Raw genomic sequence first — 18,175 nt, 5'->3', positions numbered from 1 at the left:
GTGACCAGCAGTTACGGGACAGCCCTTAGCAGGGAAGATCAGAGTCATTTTCCTTGCCGTCCTGTTGGCAGTTACCGCATCGGTTTACGGCGCGGCGCATCAGGCATCGGCCGATACCGCGACACAGTCCAGCGCTTCACAGATCGTGGCCGACATGGGCGCGGGATGGAATCTGGGGAACCAACTCGAAGCCACCACCAACGGATACCCCAGCGAAACAGCATGGGGCCAGCCGACGGTGACCCAGGCCCTCATCGACAAAGTGGGGGCGGCAGGGTTCAAGACGATCAGGATCCCGGTCTCCTACCTGGGATACATAGGGCCCGGCCCGAATTACACGATCAACGCCTCCTGGCTGAACAGAGTCCAAGAAGTCGTCGACTACGCCTACAACAGGGGCCTGCATGTGCTGATCAACATGCACGGCGACGGATACAAGACCGTCAACGGCTCCTGGCTGATCTGTGATTCACCTTCCCAGTCGACGATCAAGGCCAAGTACGAGAAAGCTTGGCAGCAGATCGCGAACAGGTTCAAGAACTACGACCAGCGCCTGATCCTGGAGTCCATGAACGAGGAGTTCGACGGGCAGTACGGCCGCCCGACCCAACCGTGCTACTCGAACATCAACAGCTACAACCAGATCTTCGTGGACACCGTGCGGAAAACGGGCGGAAACAACAGTTCGCGGTGGCTGCTCGTGGCCGGCTGGAACACGAACATCGATTACACCGCAGGGAATTATGGCTTCGCGCTTCCGTCCGACCAGTACCGCTCCCTCTCCATCCCCGCGAATGAGCGACGGATCATGATCTCCGTTCATCACTACAGCCCCTGGGACTTCGCCGGAGAGGAAAACGGCACCATCACGCAATGGGGCCGAGCAGCGACCACCCCATCAAGGACGTCGACCTGGGGACAGGAAGACTATCTGGACGCGCAGCTCAAGATGATGCGCGATGTGTTCGTCTCGAAAGGGTATCCGGTGGTGGTGGGCGAATACGGCGCCATCGACAAGTCATCGTTCGATTCGTCGAACAACAGGTATCGCGCGGACTTCGCACGGGCCGTCGTGGCCACTGCCAAGAAATACGGCGCGGCCACCGTCTACTGGGACAACGGTGCAACCGATCGGTACGGGTTCGGGCTGTTCAACCGCCGCTCCCTCACGGTCACCCAACAGGGCATCATCAACGCCATCATGAATGGCGTCAGCGGCCGTGTTGCCGGCTCCGGCCTTGCGTCCGGCACGTAGCAGGACCCGAATCTCGGCGACGAGTACGTACCTCTATCTAGATACCTCGTGGGCGCGCAGTCGGGCAGGATGGCGAAGCGGCACGGTGTGTCATCTCATCAACTGCGCGCCGACCAGCCGGAGAAATCACGCTGCTCCACGTCCGGGAGCACGTTCGACAAACGGACGACAGCAGTGCCTCCATTCTGTTGGCTCTTTCTGTTCGAGCGTGTGCGGATGTGGGCCAGCGAGAGGTCCCGTGCACAGCCCCGCCCTCGTCGTCGCACTCCCCCTGAAAGGGCACTTGAACTGGGCCGACTCCCGCCGTTTCAGGCAGCTCACGGCCGAGGCACGGCGAGCCCTCGACCCACAGGGGCGCACTTCTTCTTCCATGGATGGTGAGGAATGGTTGACAGCTTCGTGCCCGATCGAGAAGCTGCGTGATGTACCCCCTCTGTGAACGCTCACAGTCACGACCTGGAGGGAGCGCCCTGGCACGCCAAGGCCGCCCCCTCCGACACGTGCCACTCGTAAGCACTCCAGCCTCAGTTGTTGCCACTCCGAGGGAGGCGCATCGGCTGGGATCGCGCGCAGCTACACGAACTCCATGGGCCTGAGCGCCAGTTGCCCCAAGCACCCGCCTCGCTCCTGGAGGTCTCTCACTGCCCCTCTCTCCGCCGCCCGCGGCGTCGCACCCGCGGCCGACAGAAGGAAAGGACCGACCATGTTTCCGCAACCCCCCACACCAGTTGCCGGGCGCATCACCCGCCGGACCCTGCTCAGGGCCACCACCGCGACGGCCGGTGCGATCGCCACCGCCGCCGCCTTCGCCGAGCTCCAGCCACCGGCCGAGGCCGCCGAGGGATTCATCAACGGCGTGGACATCAGCTGGGCGCCGCAGATGGAGGCGCGCGGCTACTCGTGGAAGAACGCGGGCGGGCAGACGCAGGACCTGCTGACCATCCTCAAGGGCTACGGCATCACCGCCGTACGGCTGCGCACCTTCGTCAACCCGTCCAGCAGCCCGACCGACGGGCACTGCGGCATCAACGAGGTCGCCGCCTTCGCCAAGCGGGTCAAGGCCGCTGGGATGTCGGTCATGCTGGACTACATGTTCGGCGACACCTGGAACTCCGTCGGCGTGCAGAACCCTCCGGCCGCCTGGCGGACCATGAGCTACAGCCAGATGCTCACCGCGATGAGCGCGTACGTGAACCAGACCATGACGGTCATGAAGAACAACGCCGTGCTACCCACCTGGGTGCAGATCGGCAACGAGATCAACAGCGGGATCTGCCGCCCCGTCGGCAGCGTCTCCAACGGGGCGCAGATGACCGGACTGCTCAACGCCGCCTACACCCAGGTCAAGGCGGTGTCGCCGGGCTCGACGGTGTGCATTCACCTGGCGCAGCCGCAGAAGTACGACGTCATGACGACGTTCTTCAGCCGCTTCGCCGCGGGCGGTGGCAAGTGGGACATGTCGGTGTTCTCCTCCTACGGCAGCGCCGATCTCGCTCCCGGGATCGTGGCGAACATGAAGAGGATCTCCGCGCAGTACGGAAAGCCGTTCCTGCAGAGCGAGTTCGGGGGCCGGGCGGACCGTGTCTCCGCCACCCGGGCGTCCCTGGTCGCCTACATCAAGGCGCTCAAGGCCAACGGTGGGCAGGGCATCTTCTACTGGGAGCCGGAGTGCATGTCCCCGTTCACCGGCTACAACATGGGCGCCTGGGACTCCGCCACCGGGCGGCCCACCGCGATCATGAACGGCTTCACCCAGGCCTGAGCAACTGGCCATGGACCTCAACCCGGGCAACTCTACGGTCGAGAACTGGGATTGGTGATTGTAATGGGCATGACATTGAGCCTGGAAGGGCACGGGGTCAGGCTGGGAGCAGTGGGTCTGCTGACCCTTGCGACACTGGTCGGCACCGGTGCGGCGCATGCCGATGCCGCGACGCAGGCACTGCCGGCCGGTTGTTCCGGCACTGCGCCGATCAAGTGTCACTACGCGGTCTCACCCGGCAACTACGACGTGACGGTCTCCATCGGTGGTGCCACTGCCGCCGCGACCGACATGTGGGTGGAGGCCCGGCGCCTGATGCTTCCGGCGACGAAGACAGCGGCCGGTGCCGCCGCCACGTACTCGTTCACGGTCAACGTGCGCCAGCCGGAGGGGCAGCCGACCGGCCAGGGCGGCACCGGGAACCCCGGCCTGGACATCCGGTTCGCGGGGACCAACCCGCAGGTTTCGGCCGTCTCCGTGAAACCGGCGGCCCAGCCGCTGGTCGCCTACCTGGTCGGTGACTCGACCGTGTGCGACCAGCCCGTGGCCCCGTACACGGGCTGGGGCCAGATGATCACGCCGACGGTGGGTCCCGGCGCATCCGTCGCCAACTACGCTGACTCGGGGGAGAGTTCGGGCAGCTTCCTGAGGAACTCGGCGCTCTTCCCGGCGCTGCTGCCGAAGGTCAAGGCGAACGACGCGGTCTTCATCCAGTTCGGCCACAACGACAAGCAGACCAGCGCGTCAGCCTTCCGGAGCAACCTCACCTCCATGATCACGCAGGTCCGTGCGAAGGGCGGCGTCCCGGTTCTGGTGACCCCGCCGGTCCGCCGACAGTTCGACGGCAGCCGACTCACGCCCACAGCACTGCACGTCAACGGCCTCGGAGTGGACCTGCCCGCCGAGATGCGAGCGGTCGGCACTGCGCAGAACGTCCCAGTGATCGATCTGACCACCAAGAGCAAGACGCTGGTCGAGTCCCTCGGCGCGTCCGCCTCCGCACAGTTCTACCTGCGCTCATCCGCCGACGGCGTCACGGACAACACCCACTTCTCGCAGTACGGCGCGATCCAGATGGGCGGGCTGGTGCTCCAGAGCATCCGCGAACAGCGCCTGCCCCTAGCCGCGTACCTGCGCTGACCGACGCCCGGCGCCGGCCCCAAGGAGGGACCCGTTGAGGAACTTACGGATTCTCATCACGACCGTGCTCATGATCGCTCTGTCGAGTCTCGGTGTCAGCGCCGCATCCGCGGCGGACCGCGTCACCACGAACTGCACCAGTGCCTCCCGCGCCCAGGCCCCGGCCGCACGGGCGGTCGCCACGCCGGTCACCGTGTGGCTGGCCGGCGACTCCACCATGGCCAACCCGAGTTCCGGCCGTTGTCCGGTCGGCTGGGGCAGCCAGTTCGACGCCCTGTTCAACAGCGACGTGACGGTCAGGAACCAGGCCGTGGGCGGCCGCAGTATCCAGACCTGGATGTACGAGGGAAACGTCAGTAGCACCAAAGGCTCGGACGGCGAATGCCGCCTCACCTCCACCGCGTACTCCGCACGCTGGCAAGCGATGCTGAACGCGAGCACCGGGATGAAGGCGGGTGACTACCTGTTCATCCAGTTCGGCATCAACGACTCCTCCTCGACCTGCCCCCGGCACGTCGGCCCGGCCCGGTACCGACAGCTGATGACCACGATGGCCCAGGCCGCCCTGGCCCGGGGCGCGCACCCGGTGCTGCTCACCCCGGTGGCCGCCATCACCTGCTCCGGCGACACCGCGACGAAGAACCGCGGCTTCGTGAACGAGACCTTCGCCGCCGGATCCGCCACCGGAGCCCCCGTCATCGACCTGCAGACACTCAGTGTCTCGCTCTACAACAGTCTGCGCTTCTGCCCGAACAACGGCGACTACCAGGGCAGCGGTCCCCTGGGCACCTTCTTCTGCAACGACCACACCCACTTCGACACCTACGGCGCCCAGCACGTCGCAGGGCTCGTCGCCGGTGACGTACGCCGCCAGAACTTCCCGCTCGCCGCGTATCTCAGGTAGCACGCGGCGGTGGGCGCGAACCGAGGCCGGTCGGTTCGCGGGTGGCCTCGACGACGGCGGTGCAGCAGACCTAGGACGCAGTCGTCCCTACCGACCTGACGCTGCCGTACGGAAACGGCTCGGCTCCGATCGGGCCGCGGGGCGCCCGGGCTTGCGGACACGGAGTGCGCGGCCACTTCGTCCCGTGGGCCATGAGGTCCGCGCCGCCGCTCGTGGTCAGCGATGTGTGCGGCGTGTCGGCGGCGGTACTGAGCCTCCTCAACACGCCGCCCCCCGTTCAACCAGAGCAACCGTTTCGCGATGTCTGTTCGGCCCTCGCCCGAGCGATCAGGGAGTGGGCCGCTCACTCCCCGGAAGGTGGTACACGCGTCCATGGCAGTGTCACGAAGACGGTCCACTCGGGAGGTGACGCCGTGAGAACCGCGAAGTTCGGCACCCCTGCCCTTCTGCTCTCGGTGGTCGTGGCGAGTTCCGTCGCCACGACCACCGGCTCGGCGTCCGCGAGCGCCGCGCCGGCCGGAAACACTCACTACGTAGCCCCGAACGGGAACGACGGGGCAGCAGGTACGCAGGCCGCTCCGTGGGCATCGATCGCCCGTGCCCAGGCCGTCGCCAAGGCGGGCGACACGGTCTACTTCCGGGGCGGCACCTACACCTACACCCGCGCGAACAGCGCCTGTCCGAGCCAGACCTCCAAGGTCGACGCGATCACCCTCGACAAGAGCGGCAGTTCGGGCAACCCGATCCGGTACTGGGCCCAGCCGGGCGAGAAGCCGGTCTTCGACTTCTCACGGATGACGGACAACTGCCGCATCAAAGGCTTCAACGTCACCGGAAGCTGGATCCACCTCAAAGGACTGGAAGTCAAGGGCGTTCCCCAGAACAACAACCGCAACGCCGAGGCCTGGGGAATCTGGGTTTCCGGCAGCAACGACGTCTTCGAGCAGATCAACACCCACCACCACATGGGTACCGGCCTGTTCATCAGCGGCGGGGCCGGCAACCTCGTCCTCAACTCGGACGCGCATGACAACTACGACCTGCACAGCAACGACGGGCCCGGCGAGAACGCCGACGGGTTCGGTTCGCACTACACGCCGGCCGGCCGCCCCGCAAACCTGTTCCAGGGTTGCCGCGCGTGGTGGAACGCCGATGACGGGTTCGACCTCATCTCCACCTACTCTCCCGTGATCATCGAGGACTCGTGGGCCTGGCTCAACGGATACGTCCCGGGGACGACAACGCCCTCCGGCAACGGAGCCGGCTTCAAGTCCGGCGGCTACGGGGGCGACTACGAGGCCAACGCGCCGAAGCACACCGTCCGTTCCTCGGTGGCATTCCTCAACAAGGCGGCCGGCTTCTACGCCAACCACCACCCGGTGGCCAACGACTTCTTCAACAACACCGGCTATGGAAACCACCCCAACTTCAACATGCTGGGAATCGACTCGCGCGGCGCCGCCGTCGGCCGGGGCAACCTGCGCAACAACATCGCCTACACCGGAACGGCGACATCGAACATGAGCGGCACGAACGCCGCTTACAACTCCTGGAACCTGGGCGTCCCCCTGTCGGACTCCCAGTTCCACAGTGTGTCGACGGCCGGCTGGGACGCGCCCCGCCAGACCGACGGGAACCTGCCCGTGCTGCCCCACCTCCGTCTCGCGGCGAACAGTGCCCTGATCGACAAGGGCACCGACGTGGGACTCCCCTTCAGCGGAAGCGCGCCGGATCTCGGCGCCTTTGAGAATGACGGAAGGTGACCTCTTGAGGCAACGATCGCGTGTCCTCTCCAAGTACTGGAAGTCGGCCGCCGCCACCCTGCTGTCCGTGGCCTTGGCGGCGCCGCTCTCGGCGAGCACCGCCGCGGCCGAGACACCTGCGACGCAGAGACAGGCAACGGAGCTCCAGGACCAGGGGGCGGCTGCTGGACCGGTAGTGGATCGCGGCCTCAAGTACCTGGTGTCCGACTACCAGAAGCGCACTCCGGCCAAGTACACGGCTGACTCCTGGAAGCCCTTCGCCAAGGCGTTGACCGCCGCGGCCGAGGTCGCCGGCGACACGTCGGACGTCGCCGACGCGAAGACAGCCCTGATGACCGCCGCCGCCGATCTGAAGGCCGCTGACGAGGGCACGTTCCAGACCATCACGAACAACACCTTCTGGAACGACACCAGCGGCAACCCCATCTATTCGCAGGGCGGCGGGGTCTTCAAGTTCGGCGACACCTACTACTGGTACGGCGTGCACTACACCGGCGCCGAGCTCTACCGCGCCAATCCCACGAGGAAGTACGACGGGAGCGTCAGCTTCGTCTCGATCCCCGTGTACTCGTCCAAGGACCTGGTGAACTGGAAGTTCGAGAACAACGTCGCAACGCGCTCGACCAAGATCAACAACGGCGCCACCCTCGGTCAGGCGGGATGGGTCGGGCGGCTCGGGGTCTCGTACAACGAGACCACCGGCAAGTACGTACTCGCCACCCAGGCCTACGTCGGAGGCGGGCACGGTGTCCTGCTGCTGCAGGGCGACTCACCCACCGACACCTTCGACTACGGCTACTTCCAGACCCAGATCACCAACTCGCCGACGACCGGCACCGGAGACCAGACCGTCTTCACCGACGAGGACGGCAAGGACTATCTGATCTTCTCCAACCGCGAAGGACGGTCGCGCGGCTTCGTGGCCAAGTTCCGGGAGTCCGACTCGCTGCGGATCGAGCCAGGCGTGCAGATCCGCAGCGGCGCCGGTCGCGAGGGTAACGCCATGTTCAAGCTCGACGGCAAGTACTACCACGCGGCGTCGGACCTGCACGGCTGGAACACCTCCGTCAACTACGTCAATGAGTCGACCAGCAGCAATGTCCAGGGCTCATACAACAGCGAGTACGTCCTTGCCGGCACCGAAATGGACTACAGCCACGTGACCCAGACCGGGTTCTTCGTGACGGTCAAGGGCACCAAGCAGAACACGGTGCTCTACGCCGGCGACCGATGGGCCGGCTTCGCCTGGAACGGCATCGGGTACAACCAGTGGGTGCCGATCACCAAGACCGGCGCACGGCCGCAGTTCCACTCCGTGAGCCAGTGGCAGTTCAACGCCACGACCGGGGAGTGGCGCGTCGGGCCGGCGAACAACTACATCCTCAACCCCGATATCCAGGCCGACCGCGTCATCGTCTCCAGCGTACGGGGATGGCGGAACCTCGGCGGTTCGGTGACCAACGTCAACGGTGGTGTGAACGGGTCTCGCTTCGCCCTCCAGGTGAGCAACAGCGGCGGCGTCGAGCAGCGGGTCGAGTCGGCGCCCGCAGGCACCTACATCCTGTCCCTGCACGCTCGGGGTAGCGCCGGACAGGTTGTGATCACCGGCGCCGACGGCAGCCAACGCACCCTCGCCATCCCGTCGTCGAGTGGCTGGACCAAGCGCGAGCTCACCGGCATCGAACTGCCCGGCGGGGCCGCCACCGTCACCGTGCGAGCGTCCGGTTCGGGCGGCGTCACCCTCGACCAGCTCTCACTCATCAAGACCTCTGCCGGCACACCAGCGCCTCCGGGGTGTTACGAGGCAGAGACCGCTCCGGCGTAGTGCCGGGGCACGATCGACTCGAATCAAGCCGGCTATTCCGGCAGCGGGTTCTGCAACGGCGACAGCTCTGTGAGGGCCTTCGCGGAGTTCACCGCGAAGTTCGACACCGTCCTGGTCATCGTGGACCAGCCCGCCTCCATCGGCGCCCTCCCGCTGACCGTGGCCCGCGAAGCGGGCTGCCGTGTCGCCTACCTCCTGCGCCGGTCTCACACCCGCCACGAAGCAGTCGGGCACCTCGGTCCACGGCGAACACGCACCCCTGGGCGGCAACCGCCAGCTCGAACGTGCCATGTTCCTCTCCACCTTCGCCCGCATGAACGCCGATCCTGCCTCCCGCACCTACTAACGCCTTCACCCGCCAACGCATCAGCGTCCTGTTCGCCACACAACCCCGAACCCATCCGAACCCGACAGGGGTGCCTTGATGAAAGACATAGAGGCACCCCCACTCATCCCCTCACCCAAGGAGTCACCATGACCTTGCGACGACGGACCTTCCTCAGCATGAGCGCGGCCGGAGCGACGGGCGTGGGCCTGTCCCTGCTGGGGGCGGGCCAGGCACCGGCCGCCGCCGGGCCACTGGACACAGCACCAACCACGCCGTTCGCGGTCGGCGTGCGCCGGTACAACTGGACCCGCGGCAGCCGCCCCTGCACCACCTACGTCTACTACCCGGCCACCGGCACCGCCGGCGGCAACCCGGTGACGGACGCCCCGGCCGCAGGCGGGGTCTTCCCCGTCTACAACATGACCCACGGCTACGGAAGCAGCCCGCAGAACTCCCTGTTCATCATCCGGGCCCTGGCCTCGGCGGGCTTCATCGTCCCCGCCCCGCACTTCAACCACAACTTCAGCGACGTCAACAACGGCAACACCTCCAAGGACGTCTCGCAGATCCTCACCAACACCCTCGCACTCAACGCGAGCGGACCGCTGGCCGGGCACATCAACACCGGCATCGGCGTCGGCGTCTCGGGCCACTCCCTGGGCGGCATGGTCACCCATGGTCTGCTGACCTCCTGGCCCGACAGCCGGATCGTCTCCGCCAACCCGCAGTCCTGCGTGGACATGGGCAACCCGTCCAGCTCGGTCTCGGCCAAGGTCCTGTTCGTCCACGGCGACCGGGACTCGACCACGCAGTACTCCTCGGCCCGGCAGGCGTACTCGGAGATCACCTGGCCCAAGGCGTTCCTCACCTTCGTCGGCGGCAGCCACACCAGCTTCTGGAGCGACCAGCGCTTCCCGAGGACCGTCGTCGACTGGGCCCGCTGGACCATGTACGGCGACACCGCCGCGCGGGACCGCCTCCCGGCTGACGCGTCCGGGTCCAACACCAGGTGGGAAGCCCAGCTGGGCGACTCGCCCGGAGGCCCGGGCCTCTACACCCTGCTGGCCCAGCACAGCAGCAAGGCCGCCGAGATCAACGGGGCCTCCACCGCCGCCGGCGCACAACTCGTCCAGCGGACCACCGACAGTCGCCCCAACCAGCAGTTCGAGTTCGTCGACGCCGGTAACGGCCACGTCCGCGTCAAGGCACTGCACAGTGGCCTGTTCCTCCAACCCACGGGCACCGCGACCGGCGCGGACGTCGTCCAGCAGGCCGATACCAGTGCCGTCAGTCAGCAGTGGCGCGTGGTCGAGCACGGCGGTGGCGTGATCAGCCTCGTGAACCGGGAGTCCGGCCTGGCGATGGATGTCTGGGAGTACTCGACCACCGACGGCGCCCGCATCTCCCAGTGGACCTACAGCGGCAACCCCAACCAGCGCTTCACCCGCCGCCGGGTCTGACCGGGACCCCTCGTCGGGCACCGCTCGGGCAACAGGGTCGGGCGGTGCCCCGGCATGGGCGCCGACAGTCCTGGGCGAAATGACGATGCTGCCCACGCCATGGCTGCGACGAGGCCCTCGCACACGCCGTCTCGCAGGAGGCGCCGATGGATCGCGTCGATGTGCAGCGGCTTCTCGCCGGCGACGTGCTCCGGGTCGACGTTCAACCGGCTCCACAAGAGCTCGTTGTCGTACACCTTCAATGGTGTGGCGACCCACGACAGGACGGCCGTGATCGCCTTGAGGCCGTCGTCGAAGCCGTGGTGGTCCAGGAGCAGGGCGGTGGTCAGGACAGCGAAGCCTTCGCCCTGGTCGTCGTCCAGGAGGTCACGCAGATGCTGCACCAGCGCCCACCCAACAGGCGAGCCGGCGAGTACGGCACGCTGGCGAGCGACCGCGTCCATCCTCAACTGGCCGTTGAGCAGGTCGAGTTCGGGCTCGGGTAGGTCGACGAGGTGTTTACCGAGGAGGTCGACAAGTCGGTCGGGCAGGAGTACCCGGTAGGCCGGGGGCACGGTGGTCACCAGTCCTTTGGTGGTTGCGGAGCGGATGGGAGTCCCGGCGCGTACCGCTTCGGGCGGGCGGGTGGAGCCGCCCGCCCGAGGAGCGCTGGGACATGGGAGCCGTCTCCCGTGCGCGGGCTCGTTCACCGTTCGGGCGCGGGAGACGGTGCCTGCGGGGAAGCCCTGGCCATCCGGGAGACACAGCCGGCATCTCGTATCTCGGCGACAGCGCGGTCCAGTGGAACGTCCGTCGCCGGGTCACCTCGCCGCCGGACAGGATCACACGGACGGTCTTGCCGATGCCGTTCGAACACGGGAACCAACTGACCTGCGCGTCCAGCCTGGCGAGCCGGCGCATTCCCCGGCCGCTCCCGGCCCTGCGCTCCCGGTCGAAGTCAGGGAAATGGCGGTTGTGGTCGGTGACGTCGAGGACCAGGTCACCGTCCTTGGTCACTGCCGCCCGAAACAGCAGGTGGCACTGCGGGGGAACCTCTTCGGGCAGGCCGTGGTGTACGGCGTTGGAGGTGAGGTGAGCGGCCACCTCCGTGCTCGTCTCCTGGCTGCTGGCGGCGGCGGTGTGCGCGGCGCTGCCGCTGCGCCGGCGTCACCCGGTGGCCGGCACCGGCGTCTACCACTCGATGAGCACGGTCGACGGCCCTCTCGTCGTGGTCCCGGTCGCCGCGTTGTACGCGCTGGCGGCCGGGGGCGGCTCCGCGAGCCGGTCGCCATGGCGGCGGTGATGGTCCTCGGGGTGGGGGCGGGGGCCCTGGCCGACACCGGCGACGTGACCGGTACGGCGGCGTTCATGCTGGCCGGCTGGCTGGTGGCAGTGGTGGCGCTGGGCGCGATGCGCCACGGCCGGGTCGCCTACGCCGAGGAGGAGGCCCGGCTGCGTGCCACGCGGGAGCGGCTGCGCATCGCGCGGGAGTTGCACGACGTGATCGGCCACACCATGTCGATGATCCACGTCCAGGCGTCGTCCGCCCTGCACCGGCTGCACAAGGACCCCGGTCAGGCGCAGGAGGCGCTGGCCGCGATCAAGCAGGGCAGCAAGGAGGGGCTGCGGGAGCTGCGCGCCACCCTCGGGGTGCTGCGCCAGGTCGACGAGGAGGCTCCGACCGCTCCCGCACCGGGGCTGGCCGGGATCGGCGACCTGGTCGCTTCGGCCTCCCGCGCGGGGATGGACGTACGCGTCGAGCGCAGCGGCGCCGGCTCTCCCCTCAGGAGTCGCTGACCAACGCGGTCCGGCACAGCGGTGCGCGGCACGTCGTCGTCCGGCTCGACCGCGGGGAGCGGGAGCTGACGGTCGGCGTCCAGGACGACGGGAAAGGCCCGGTCGGGCACACGGCCGGCAGCGGGATAGCGGGGATGACGCACCGCGCGCGAGCGCTGGGTGGGACCCTGGACGCCGGACCCGGCGGGGAGAGCGGATTCGCCGTCGTGGCCCGGCTGCCGTTCTCCGGCGACCGGAGCAGCCGATGATCAGGATCCTGCTGGCGGACGACCAGCGCCTCGTGCGCGCGGGCATCCGCGGCGTCCTCGACGACGAGGAGGACTTCCAGGTGGTCGCCGAGGCCGCCGACGGGCACGCCGCGCTCACCGCCTGCCGCGAACTGCGCCCCGACATCGTGCTGATGGACATCCGCATGCCCGGCATGGACGGCCTGGAAGTCGCCCGCCGCATCGCCGCCGACGAGCAGCTGACGTCGGTGAAGGTGGTCATGCTGACGACGTTCGACCTCGACTAGTACGTGTACGGCGCGCTGCGCGCCGGTGCGGCGGGGTTCCTCGTCAAGGACACCGAGCCGGCGGAACTCCTGCACGCGGTGCGGGTCGCGATGCGCGGCGACGCCCTCATCAGCCCCTCGGTCACCCGCCGCCTCATCGCCGAGTTCGCGGGCCGCCCCGACCCCGCACGCCGACCCGGCGAACGCCTCGACCTGCTGACCGGCCGTGAACGCGAGGTCATGGAACTGATCGCCGCCGGCCGCGCCAACGCCGAGATCGCCGCCCGGCTGGTGGTCTCCCCGCTGACCGCGAAGACCCACGTCAGCCGGATCATGGCGAAACTCGGCGCCAGGGACCGGTCCCAGGTCGTGGTGATGGCCTACGAGTACGGCATGGTCGCGCCTGGCCGGCTCATGGACTGACCCCGCCCCGGCTCACCGCGTACCGCACCCCCGTCCCCGTGAACATCAGCGCCCCCGCCGCGACCGCCCCCAGCAGGAGCAGTCCGACGGCGTACGACCCGTACGCCCCGTACAGCGCCCCCATGACCAGCGGCGGCACGAATCCGCCGAGGCCCCCGGCCGCTCCCACGACCCCGGTGACCGAGCCGATCCGGTCGGCGGGTGCCAGGAGGGCGACGAGCGCGAAGACCGCGCCGCTGGCCGCGCCGAGCGCGGCGGCCATGACGAGGAAGGCGGCCGTGCCGACCGGCGCCAGGTCGGGGGTGAGGGACTGGACGCACGCCCCGGCCAGGACGGCGCCGAGCGCGACCGCGAGGACGCGGACGGGCCCGACCCGGTCGGAGAGCCACCCGCCGACCGGCCGCATGGCGACCGCGAGCAGCACGAACCCGGCCATCCGGTCGGCCGCGTCGGCTTGGGTGAGCCCGTACCCGGTCTTGAGGTAGGTCGGCAGGTAGACGGAGAAGGCGACGTACCCGCCGAAGGCCACCGCGTACAGCCCCGCCGCCTGCCAGGTCACCGGGAGGCGGAGGGTGTCGGCGAGTGTGCGGGCCAGCGGCTGGGTCACCGGCGTGCGACCGGGGGCGTCGCGCAGGACGAGTGCCGCGAGGAGCGCGTACGCCACGAGGGCGGCGGCGGTCATGAGGAACGGGGTCCGTGTGCCGTGCGCGTCGACCAGCTTCACCGTGCTCAGGGCGCTGATCGCGGTGCCGCCCATCCCCATGCCGAAGACGCCGATGGCCAGCCCTCGCCGCTCGGGCGGGAACCAGGCGTTCACGAAGGGCACGCCGACGGCGAACGCGGTGCCGCCGACGCCGAGGAAGAACCCGCCGGCCAGGAGCGCGGTCAGCGAGGAGTGTCCGGCGAGGCCGAGGTAGAGCACCGGCAGGACGGTGGCGGCGGAGACGACGGGGAACATGACGCGCCCGCCGTAGCGGTCGGTGAGCGCCCCGACGGGGACGCGGCCCAGCGAGCCGACCACGACGGGGACCGCGACCAGCAGCGACTGCTGGAAGGAGCTGAGGTGCAGGGTGTCCTTGAAGCGGGGGCCGAGCGGGCTGAGCAGCGCCCAGGCCCAGAAGTTGACGGCGAATCCGACGGTGGCCAGGGCGAGCATCAGCCAAGCTCTGCGGGGCTGCGGGCCGGCGCTGTCTGGTGTGGACGACCGGTGCATGGTGTCCGTCCTTTCCCTCACGGCTGTACGGAGCGCCCCGACTCTCGCGTCACCGCCCCGGGCCCGGCGCCTTCCGACCGGTCCCGATCACCGGGGCCGATGGGCCTCGCGGCAGGGCCGTTCGGCCCCGGGTGGCCGGCCGGCGGCCCGGCCTAGCGTTCCGGTCATGGCGAACGACACAAGGACCTGGCCCCTCACGGCGCGGCGGCTCCTGACCCGCCGTGAGATGTCGGCCGACGGCCGTGCGGAGTTCGGCACGGGCGACGCCCGCTGGGAGGGCTTCTACCGGGACCGCTGGTCCCACGACAGGGTGGTGCGCTCCACGCACGGCGTGAACTGCACGGGGTCCTGCTCGTGGATGGTGTACGTCAAGGACGGCATCATCACCTGGGAGCACCAGGCCACCGACTATCCGTCGATCGGCGCGGACTGTCCCGAGTACGAGCCGCGGGGCTGCCCGCGCGGGGCGTCCTTCTCCTGGTACACATACTCCCCCAGCCGGGTCCGCTACCCGTACGTCCGGGGCGAGTTGCTCACCCTGTGGCGCGAGGCGAGGCAGCGGCTCGGCGACCCGGTGGCGGCCTGGGCCGAGATCACCGGCGACCCGGCGAAGGCCCGCGCCTACAAGCGCGCCCGCGGCAAGGGCGGCCTGGTCCGCGCCGACTGGGACGAGGTGACCGAACTGGTCGCCGCCGCACAGGTGCACACCATCAAGGCGTACGGCCCGGACCGGGTCGCGGGCTTCTCCCCGATCCCGGCGATGTCGATGGCGTCGTTCGCGGCCGGCGCGCGCTTCCACTCCTTGATCGGCGGCACGCTGCTGTCGTTCTACGACTGGTACGCGGACCTGCCGATCGCCTCGCCGCAGGTCTTCGGCGACCAGACGGACGTCCCCGAGGCGGCGGACTGGTGGAACGCGGGCTACCTGATCATGTGGGGTTCGAACATCCCCGTGACCCGGACCCCGGACGCGCACTTCCTCACCGAGACCCGCTACAACGGCGCGAAGGTCGTGGCCGTGAGCCCCGACTACGCCGACAACGTCAAGCACGCCGACGAGTGGCTGGCCCCGCATCCGGGGACGGACGGCGCGCTGGCGATGGCGATGGGGCACGTGATCCTGCGCGAGTTCCTGGTCGACCGTGAAGTGCCGTACTTCCAGCACTACTTGAGGACGTTCACGGACGCGCCGTTCCTGGTGACGCTGCGCGAGCACGAGTTGGGACTCGTCCCGGACGGGTTCCTGACCGCCGCCGACCTCGGCCGTGACGAGGAGAACGCCGAGTTCAAGACGGTCCTTCTGGACGGGACCACCGGTGATCCGGTGGTCCCCGGCGGCTCGCTCGGCTTCCGGTGGGGAGAAGCCGGGCGGGGCCGCTGGAACCTCGGTCTGGACGGTGTCGTACCGGAGTTGAGCCTCATCGGCCGCGCCGAGGACACCGTCGAGATCGCGCTGCCCCGCTTCGACGAGGGGGCCACGGAGGGCGGTTCGACGATGGTGCGGGGCGTGCCGGTCCGTACGGTGGGCGGGCGGCTGGTGACGACCGTGTTCGACCTGATGCTGGCCCAGTACGGCGTCCACCGCCCCGGGCTGCCGGGCACGTGGCCGACGTCGTACGAGGACGCCTCCCAGCCGTACACCCCTGCCTGGCAGGAGACGGTCACCTCGGTGCCGGCCGTCCAGGCCGCCCGGATCGCGCGGGAGTTCGCCCGCAACGCCGAGCGCACGCAAGGGCGTTCGATGATCGCGCTGGGCGCGGGGACCAACCACTGGTTCCACTCGGACACCATCTACCGGGCGTTCCTCGCGCTGGTGACGATGACCGGCTGCCAGGGCGTCAACGGCGGCGGGTGGGCGCACTACGTCGGGCAGGAGAAGATCCGTCCGCTCACGGGCCTCCAGCACCTGGCGTTCGCGTTCGACTGGCAGCGGCCCACCCGGCACATGGCGGGCACCTCGTACTGGTACCTGAACACCGACCAGTGGCGCTACGAGGCGTTCGGGCCCGACGAGTTGGCGTCGCCGCTGGGCACGGGACGGTTCGCCGGGAAGGCGACCGCCGACTGTCTGGCGCAGGCGATCCGGCTCGGCTGGACGCCCGGTCACCCCGGCTTCGACCGCAACCCGCTCGACCTCGCGGACGAGGCGAAGGCCCGAGGGCTTGAGACGGCCGAGTACGTCGTCGCCGAACTCAAGGCCGGGCGGCTGAAGTTCGCCGCCGAGGACCCCGACGACCCGGCCAACTTCCCCCGGGTGCTCACCGTGTGGCGGGCGAACCTGCTCGGCTCCTCGGGCAAGGGCAACGAGTACTTCCTGCGCCATCTGCTGGGCGCCGACGCGGCCGTCCGTTCCGAGGAGACCCCGCCGCAGGGGCGCCCGAAGGACGTGGTGTGGCGGGAGGAGGCGCCCGAGGGCAAGCTCGATCTGCTGGTCACCCTGGACTTCCGCATGACGTCGACCGGTCTGCTCGCCGACGTCGTCCTGCCGGCCGCGACCTGGTACGAGAAGGACGACCTGTCCAGCACGGACATGCACCCCTTCGTGCACGCCTTCACCCCGGCCATCCCGCCGCCCTGGCAGGCCCGCACCGACTACGACGCGTTCCTGGCGATGGCCGACAGGTTCAGCGAGCTGGCCGAGGAGCACCTCGGCACCCGCACGGACGTCCTCGCGGTGCCGCTGCTGCACGACACCCCCGACGAACTCGCCCAGCCGGGCGGTGTCGTACGGGACTGGAAGCTCGGCGAGTGCGAGCCGGTGCCCGGGCTGACCATGCCGAAGCTGGTCGTCGTCGAACGGGACTATGCCGCGACGGCGCAGAAGATGCGTGCCGTCGGCCCGCTGCTCGACACCCTCGGCACCACCACCAAGGGTGTCACCGTCCACCCGGACCAGGAACTGGACGACCTCCGGCGCCGAGGCGGCACCGTACGCGACGGCATCGCCGCCGGACGCCCCTCGCTCGCCACCGCGAACGACATGTGCGAGGCGATCCTCGCCCTGTCCGGCACCACCAACGGCCGCCTCGCCACCGAGGGTTTCCGCCGGCTGGAGGAACGCACCGGCAGCGAGGGCCTGGTGGCACTGGCCGCCGAACGCGAGGCCGAGCGCATCACCTTCGCCGACACCCGCACCCAGCCCCGAGCGGTCCTCACCTCGTACGAGTGGTCCGGCAGCGAGACCGGCGGCCGGCGCTACTCGCCGTTCGTCATCAACACCGAGCACCTCAAGCCCTGGCACACCCTCACCGGCCGCCAGCACTTCTTCGTCCAGCACGACTGGATCGCCGAACTCGGTGAGCAACTCCCCGTCTACCGACCCCCGTTGAACGCCCACCGGCACTACGGCGACGAGGAACTCGGTGGTGAACGCGCTGAGGTGACGGTCCGTTACCTCACCCCGCACTCCAAGTGGTCCATCCACTCGGCCTATCAGGACAACGCCTACATGCTCGCGCTGTCCCGGGGCGGGCCGGTGATCTGGATGTCCACCGCCGACGCCGCGAAGATCGGCGTCAAGGACAACGAGTGGATCGAGGCGTACAACCGCAACGGCGTCGTCGCCGCCCGCGCGGTGGTCACCCACCGGATGCCCGAGGGCACGGTGTACATGTACCACGCCAAGGACCGCACGGTGAACGTCCCGAAGACCGAGGTCAGCGGCCGGCGCGGCGGCATCCACAACTCCCTGACCCGGCTCCTGGTCAAACCCACCCATCTCGCGGGCGGCTACGCCCAGTTGACGTACGCCTTCAACTACTACGGCCCCACCGGCAACCAGCGCGACGAGGTCACCGTCATCCGCCGCCGCTCACAGGACGTGGAGTACTGAC

The 18,175-nt window shown here is 68.9% G+C and carries 12 protein-coding genes and 2 pseudogenes; 12 read left to right on the top strand and 2 right to left on the bottom strand.

Going from position 1 to position 18,175, the window contains the following annotated elements; translation table 11 throughout:
* Window positions 1-64 precede the first annotated feature (64 nt).
* The 8 genes and pseudogenes from J8M50_RS46210 (at window position 65) to J8M50_RS46175 (ending at window position 10,437) form a co-directional block, all read left to right on the top strand.
* The gene (locus J8M50_RS46210) at window positions 65-1,255 is read left to right on the top strand and encodes a glycoside hydrolase family 5 protein (RefSeq protein ID WP_199849172.1); all 1,191 of its coding nucleotides are present in this window, start codon (window positions 65-67) and stop codon (window positions 1,253-1,255) included.
* A 703-nt stretch (window positions 1,256-1,958) separates the two neighbouring features.
* Window positions 1,959-3,017: a glycosyl hydrolase 53 family protein gene (locus J8M50_RS46205; RefSeq protein WP_010360820.1), complete on the top strand. Its 1,059-nt coding sequence runs from the start codon at window positions 1,959-1,961 to the stop codon at window positions 3,015-3,017.
* Window positions 3,018-3,128: 111 nt separating this feature from the next.
* Window positions 3,129-4,157, top strand: a complete 1,029-nt coding sequence (locus J8M50_RS46200) for a rhamnogalacturonan acetylesterase (RefSeq protein ID WP_010360821.1) — start codon at window positions 3,129-3,131, stop codon at window positions 4,155-4,157.
* Window positions 4,158-4,191: 34 nt separating this feature from the next.
* A complete protein-coding gene (locus J8M50_RS46195) occupies window positions 4,192-5,061 on the top strand; it encodes a GDSL-type esterase/lipase family protein (protein WP_010360823.1) in 870 nt (289 codons plus the stop codon).
* Window positions 5,062-5,474: 413 nt separating this feature from the next.
* Window positions 5,475-6,824: a right-handed parallel beta-helix repeat-containing protein gene (locus tag J8M50_RS46190; RefSeq protein ID WP_010360824.1), complete on the top strand. Its 1,350-nt coding sequence runs from the start codon at window positions 5,475-5,477 to the stop codon at window positions 6,822-6,824.
* Window positions 6,825-6,828: 4 nt separating this feature from the next.
* The gene (locus J8M50_RS46185) at window positions 6,829-8,649 is read left to right on the top strand and encodes a family 43 glycosylhydrolase (RefSeq protein WP_158002853.1); all 1,821 of its coding nucleotides are present in this window, start codon (window positions 6,829-6,831) and stop codon (window positions 8,647-8,649) included.
* Between the two features lie 193 nt (window positions 8,650-8,842).
* A pseudogene (locus J8M50_RS46180) lies at window positions 8,843-8,992 on the top strand (transposase); the annotation flags it as partial.
* Between the two features lie 131 nt (window positions 8,993-9,123).
* Entirely contained in the window at window positions 9,124-10,437 is a 1,314-nt protein-coding gene (locus tag J8M50_RS46175) for an RICIN domain-containing protein (RefSeq protein WP_010360827.1), read from the top strand.
* Here J8M50_RS46175 and J8M50_RS46170 read toward each other — a convergent pair.
* On the bottom strand, window positions 10,392-11,000 hold the full coding sequence (locus J8M50_RS46170) for a hypothetical protein (protein WP_010360828.1): 609 nt from the start codon (window positions 10,998-11,000) through the stop codon (window positions 10,392-10,394). The two genes, J8M50_RS46175 and J8M50_RS46170, sit on opposite strands and share 46 nt — an antisense overlap.
* A 524-nt stretch (window positions 11,001-11,524) precedes the next feature.
* Between J8M50_RS46170 and J8M50_RS46165 the strand changes: the two genes are divergently transcribed.
* The 3 genes and pseudogenes from J8M50_RS46165 to J8M50_RS46155 all read left to right on the top strand — a co-directional run bounded on the left by J8M50_RS46165 (window position 11,525) and on the right by J8M50_RS46155 (window position 13,129).
* A complete protein-coding gene (locus J8M50_RS46165) occupies window positions 11,525-11,719 on the top strand; it encodes a hypothetical protein (protein WP_010360829.1) in 195 nt (64 codons plus the stop codon).
* Window positions 11,707-12,213: a sensor histidine kinase gene (locus J8M50_RS46160; protein WP_010360830.1), complete on the top strand. Its 507-nt coding sequence runs from the start codon at window positions 11,707-11,709 to the stop codon at window positions 12,211-12,213. Before J8M50_RS46165 ends, J8M50_RS46160 begins: the two co-directional genes overlap by 13 nt.
* Before the next feature lie 244 nt (window positions 12,214-12,457).
* A pseudogene (locus J8M50_RS46155) lies at window positions 12,458-13,129 on the top strand (response regulator).
* Here the strand turns inward: J8M50_RS46155 and J8M50_RS46150 are convergent.
* Entirely contained in the window at window positions 13,119-14,342 is a 1,224-nt protein-coding gene (locus tag J8M50_RS46150) for an MFS transporter (protein WP_050987432.1), read from the bottom strand. The pseudogene J8M50_RS46155 and the gene J8M50_RS46150 sit on opposite strands and share 11 nt — an antisense overlap.
* A 166-nt stretch (window positions 14,343-14,508) precedes the next feature.
* Here J8M50_RS46150 and J8M50_RS46145 point away from each other — a divergent pair, with 166 nt between their 5' ends.
* The gene (locus J8M50_RS46145) at window positions 14,509-18,174 is read left to right on the top strand and encodes a nitrate reductase subunit alpha (RefSeq protein ID WP_010360832.1); all 3,666 of its coding nucleotides are present in this window, start codon (window positions 14,509-14,511) and stop codon (window positions 18,172-18,174) included.
* The last annotated feature ends 1 nt before the right edge of the window (window position 18,175 follow it).

Origin of the sequence: Streptomyces acidiscabies, from assembly GCF_020010905.1 — a bacterium.
Taxonomy (GTDB): Bacteria; Actinomycetota; Actinomycetes; order Streptomycetales; family Streptomycetaceae; genus Streptomyces; species Streptomyces acidiscabies.
The sequence above is the reverse complement of the archived record's forward strand: the minus strand, read 5'-3'. Positions and strand labels throughout refer to the sequence as shown.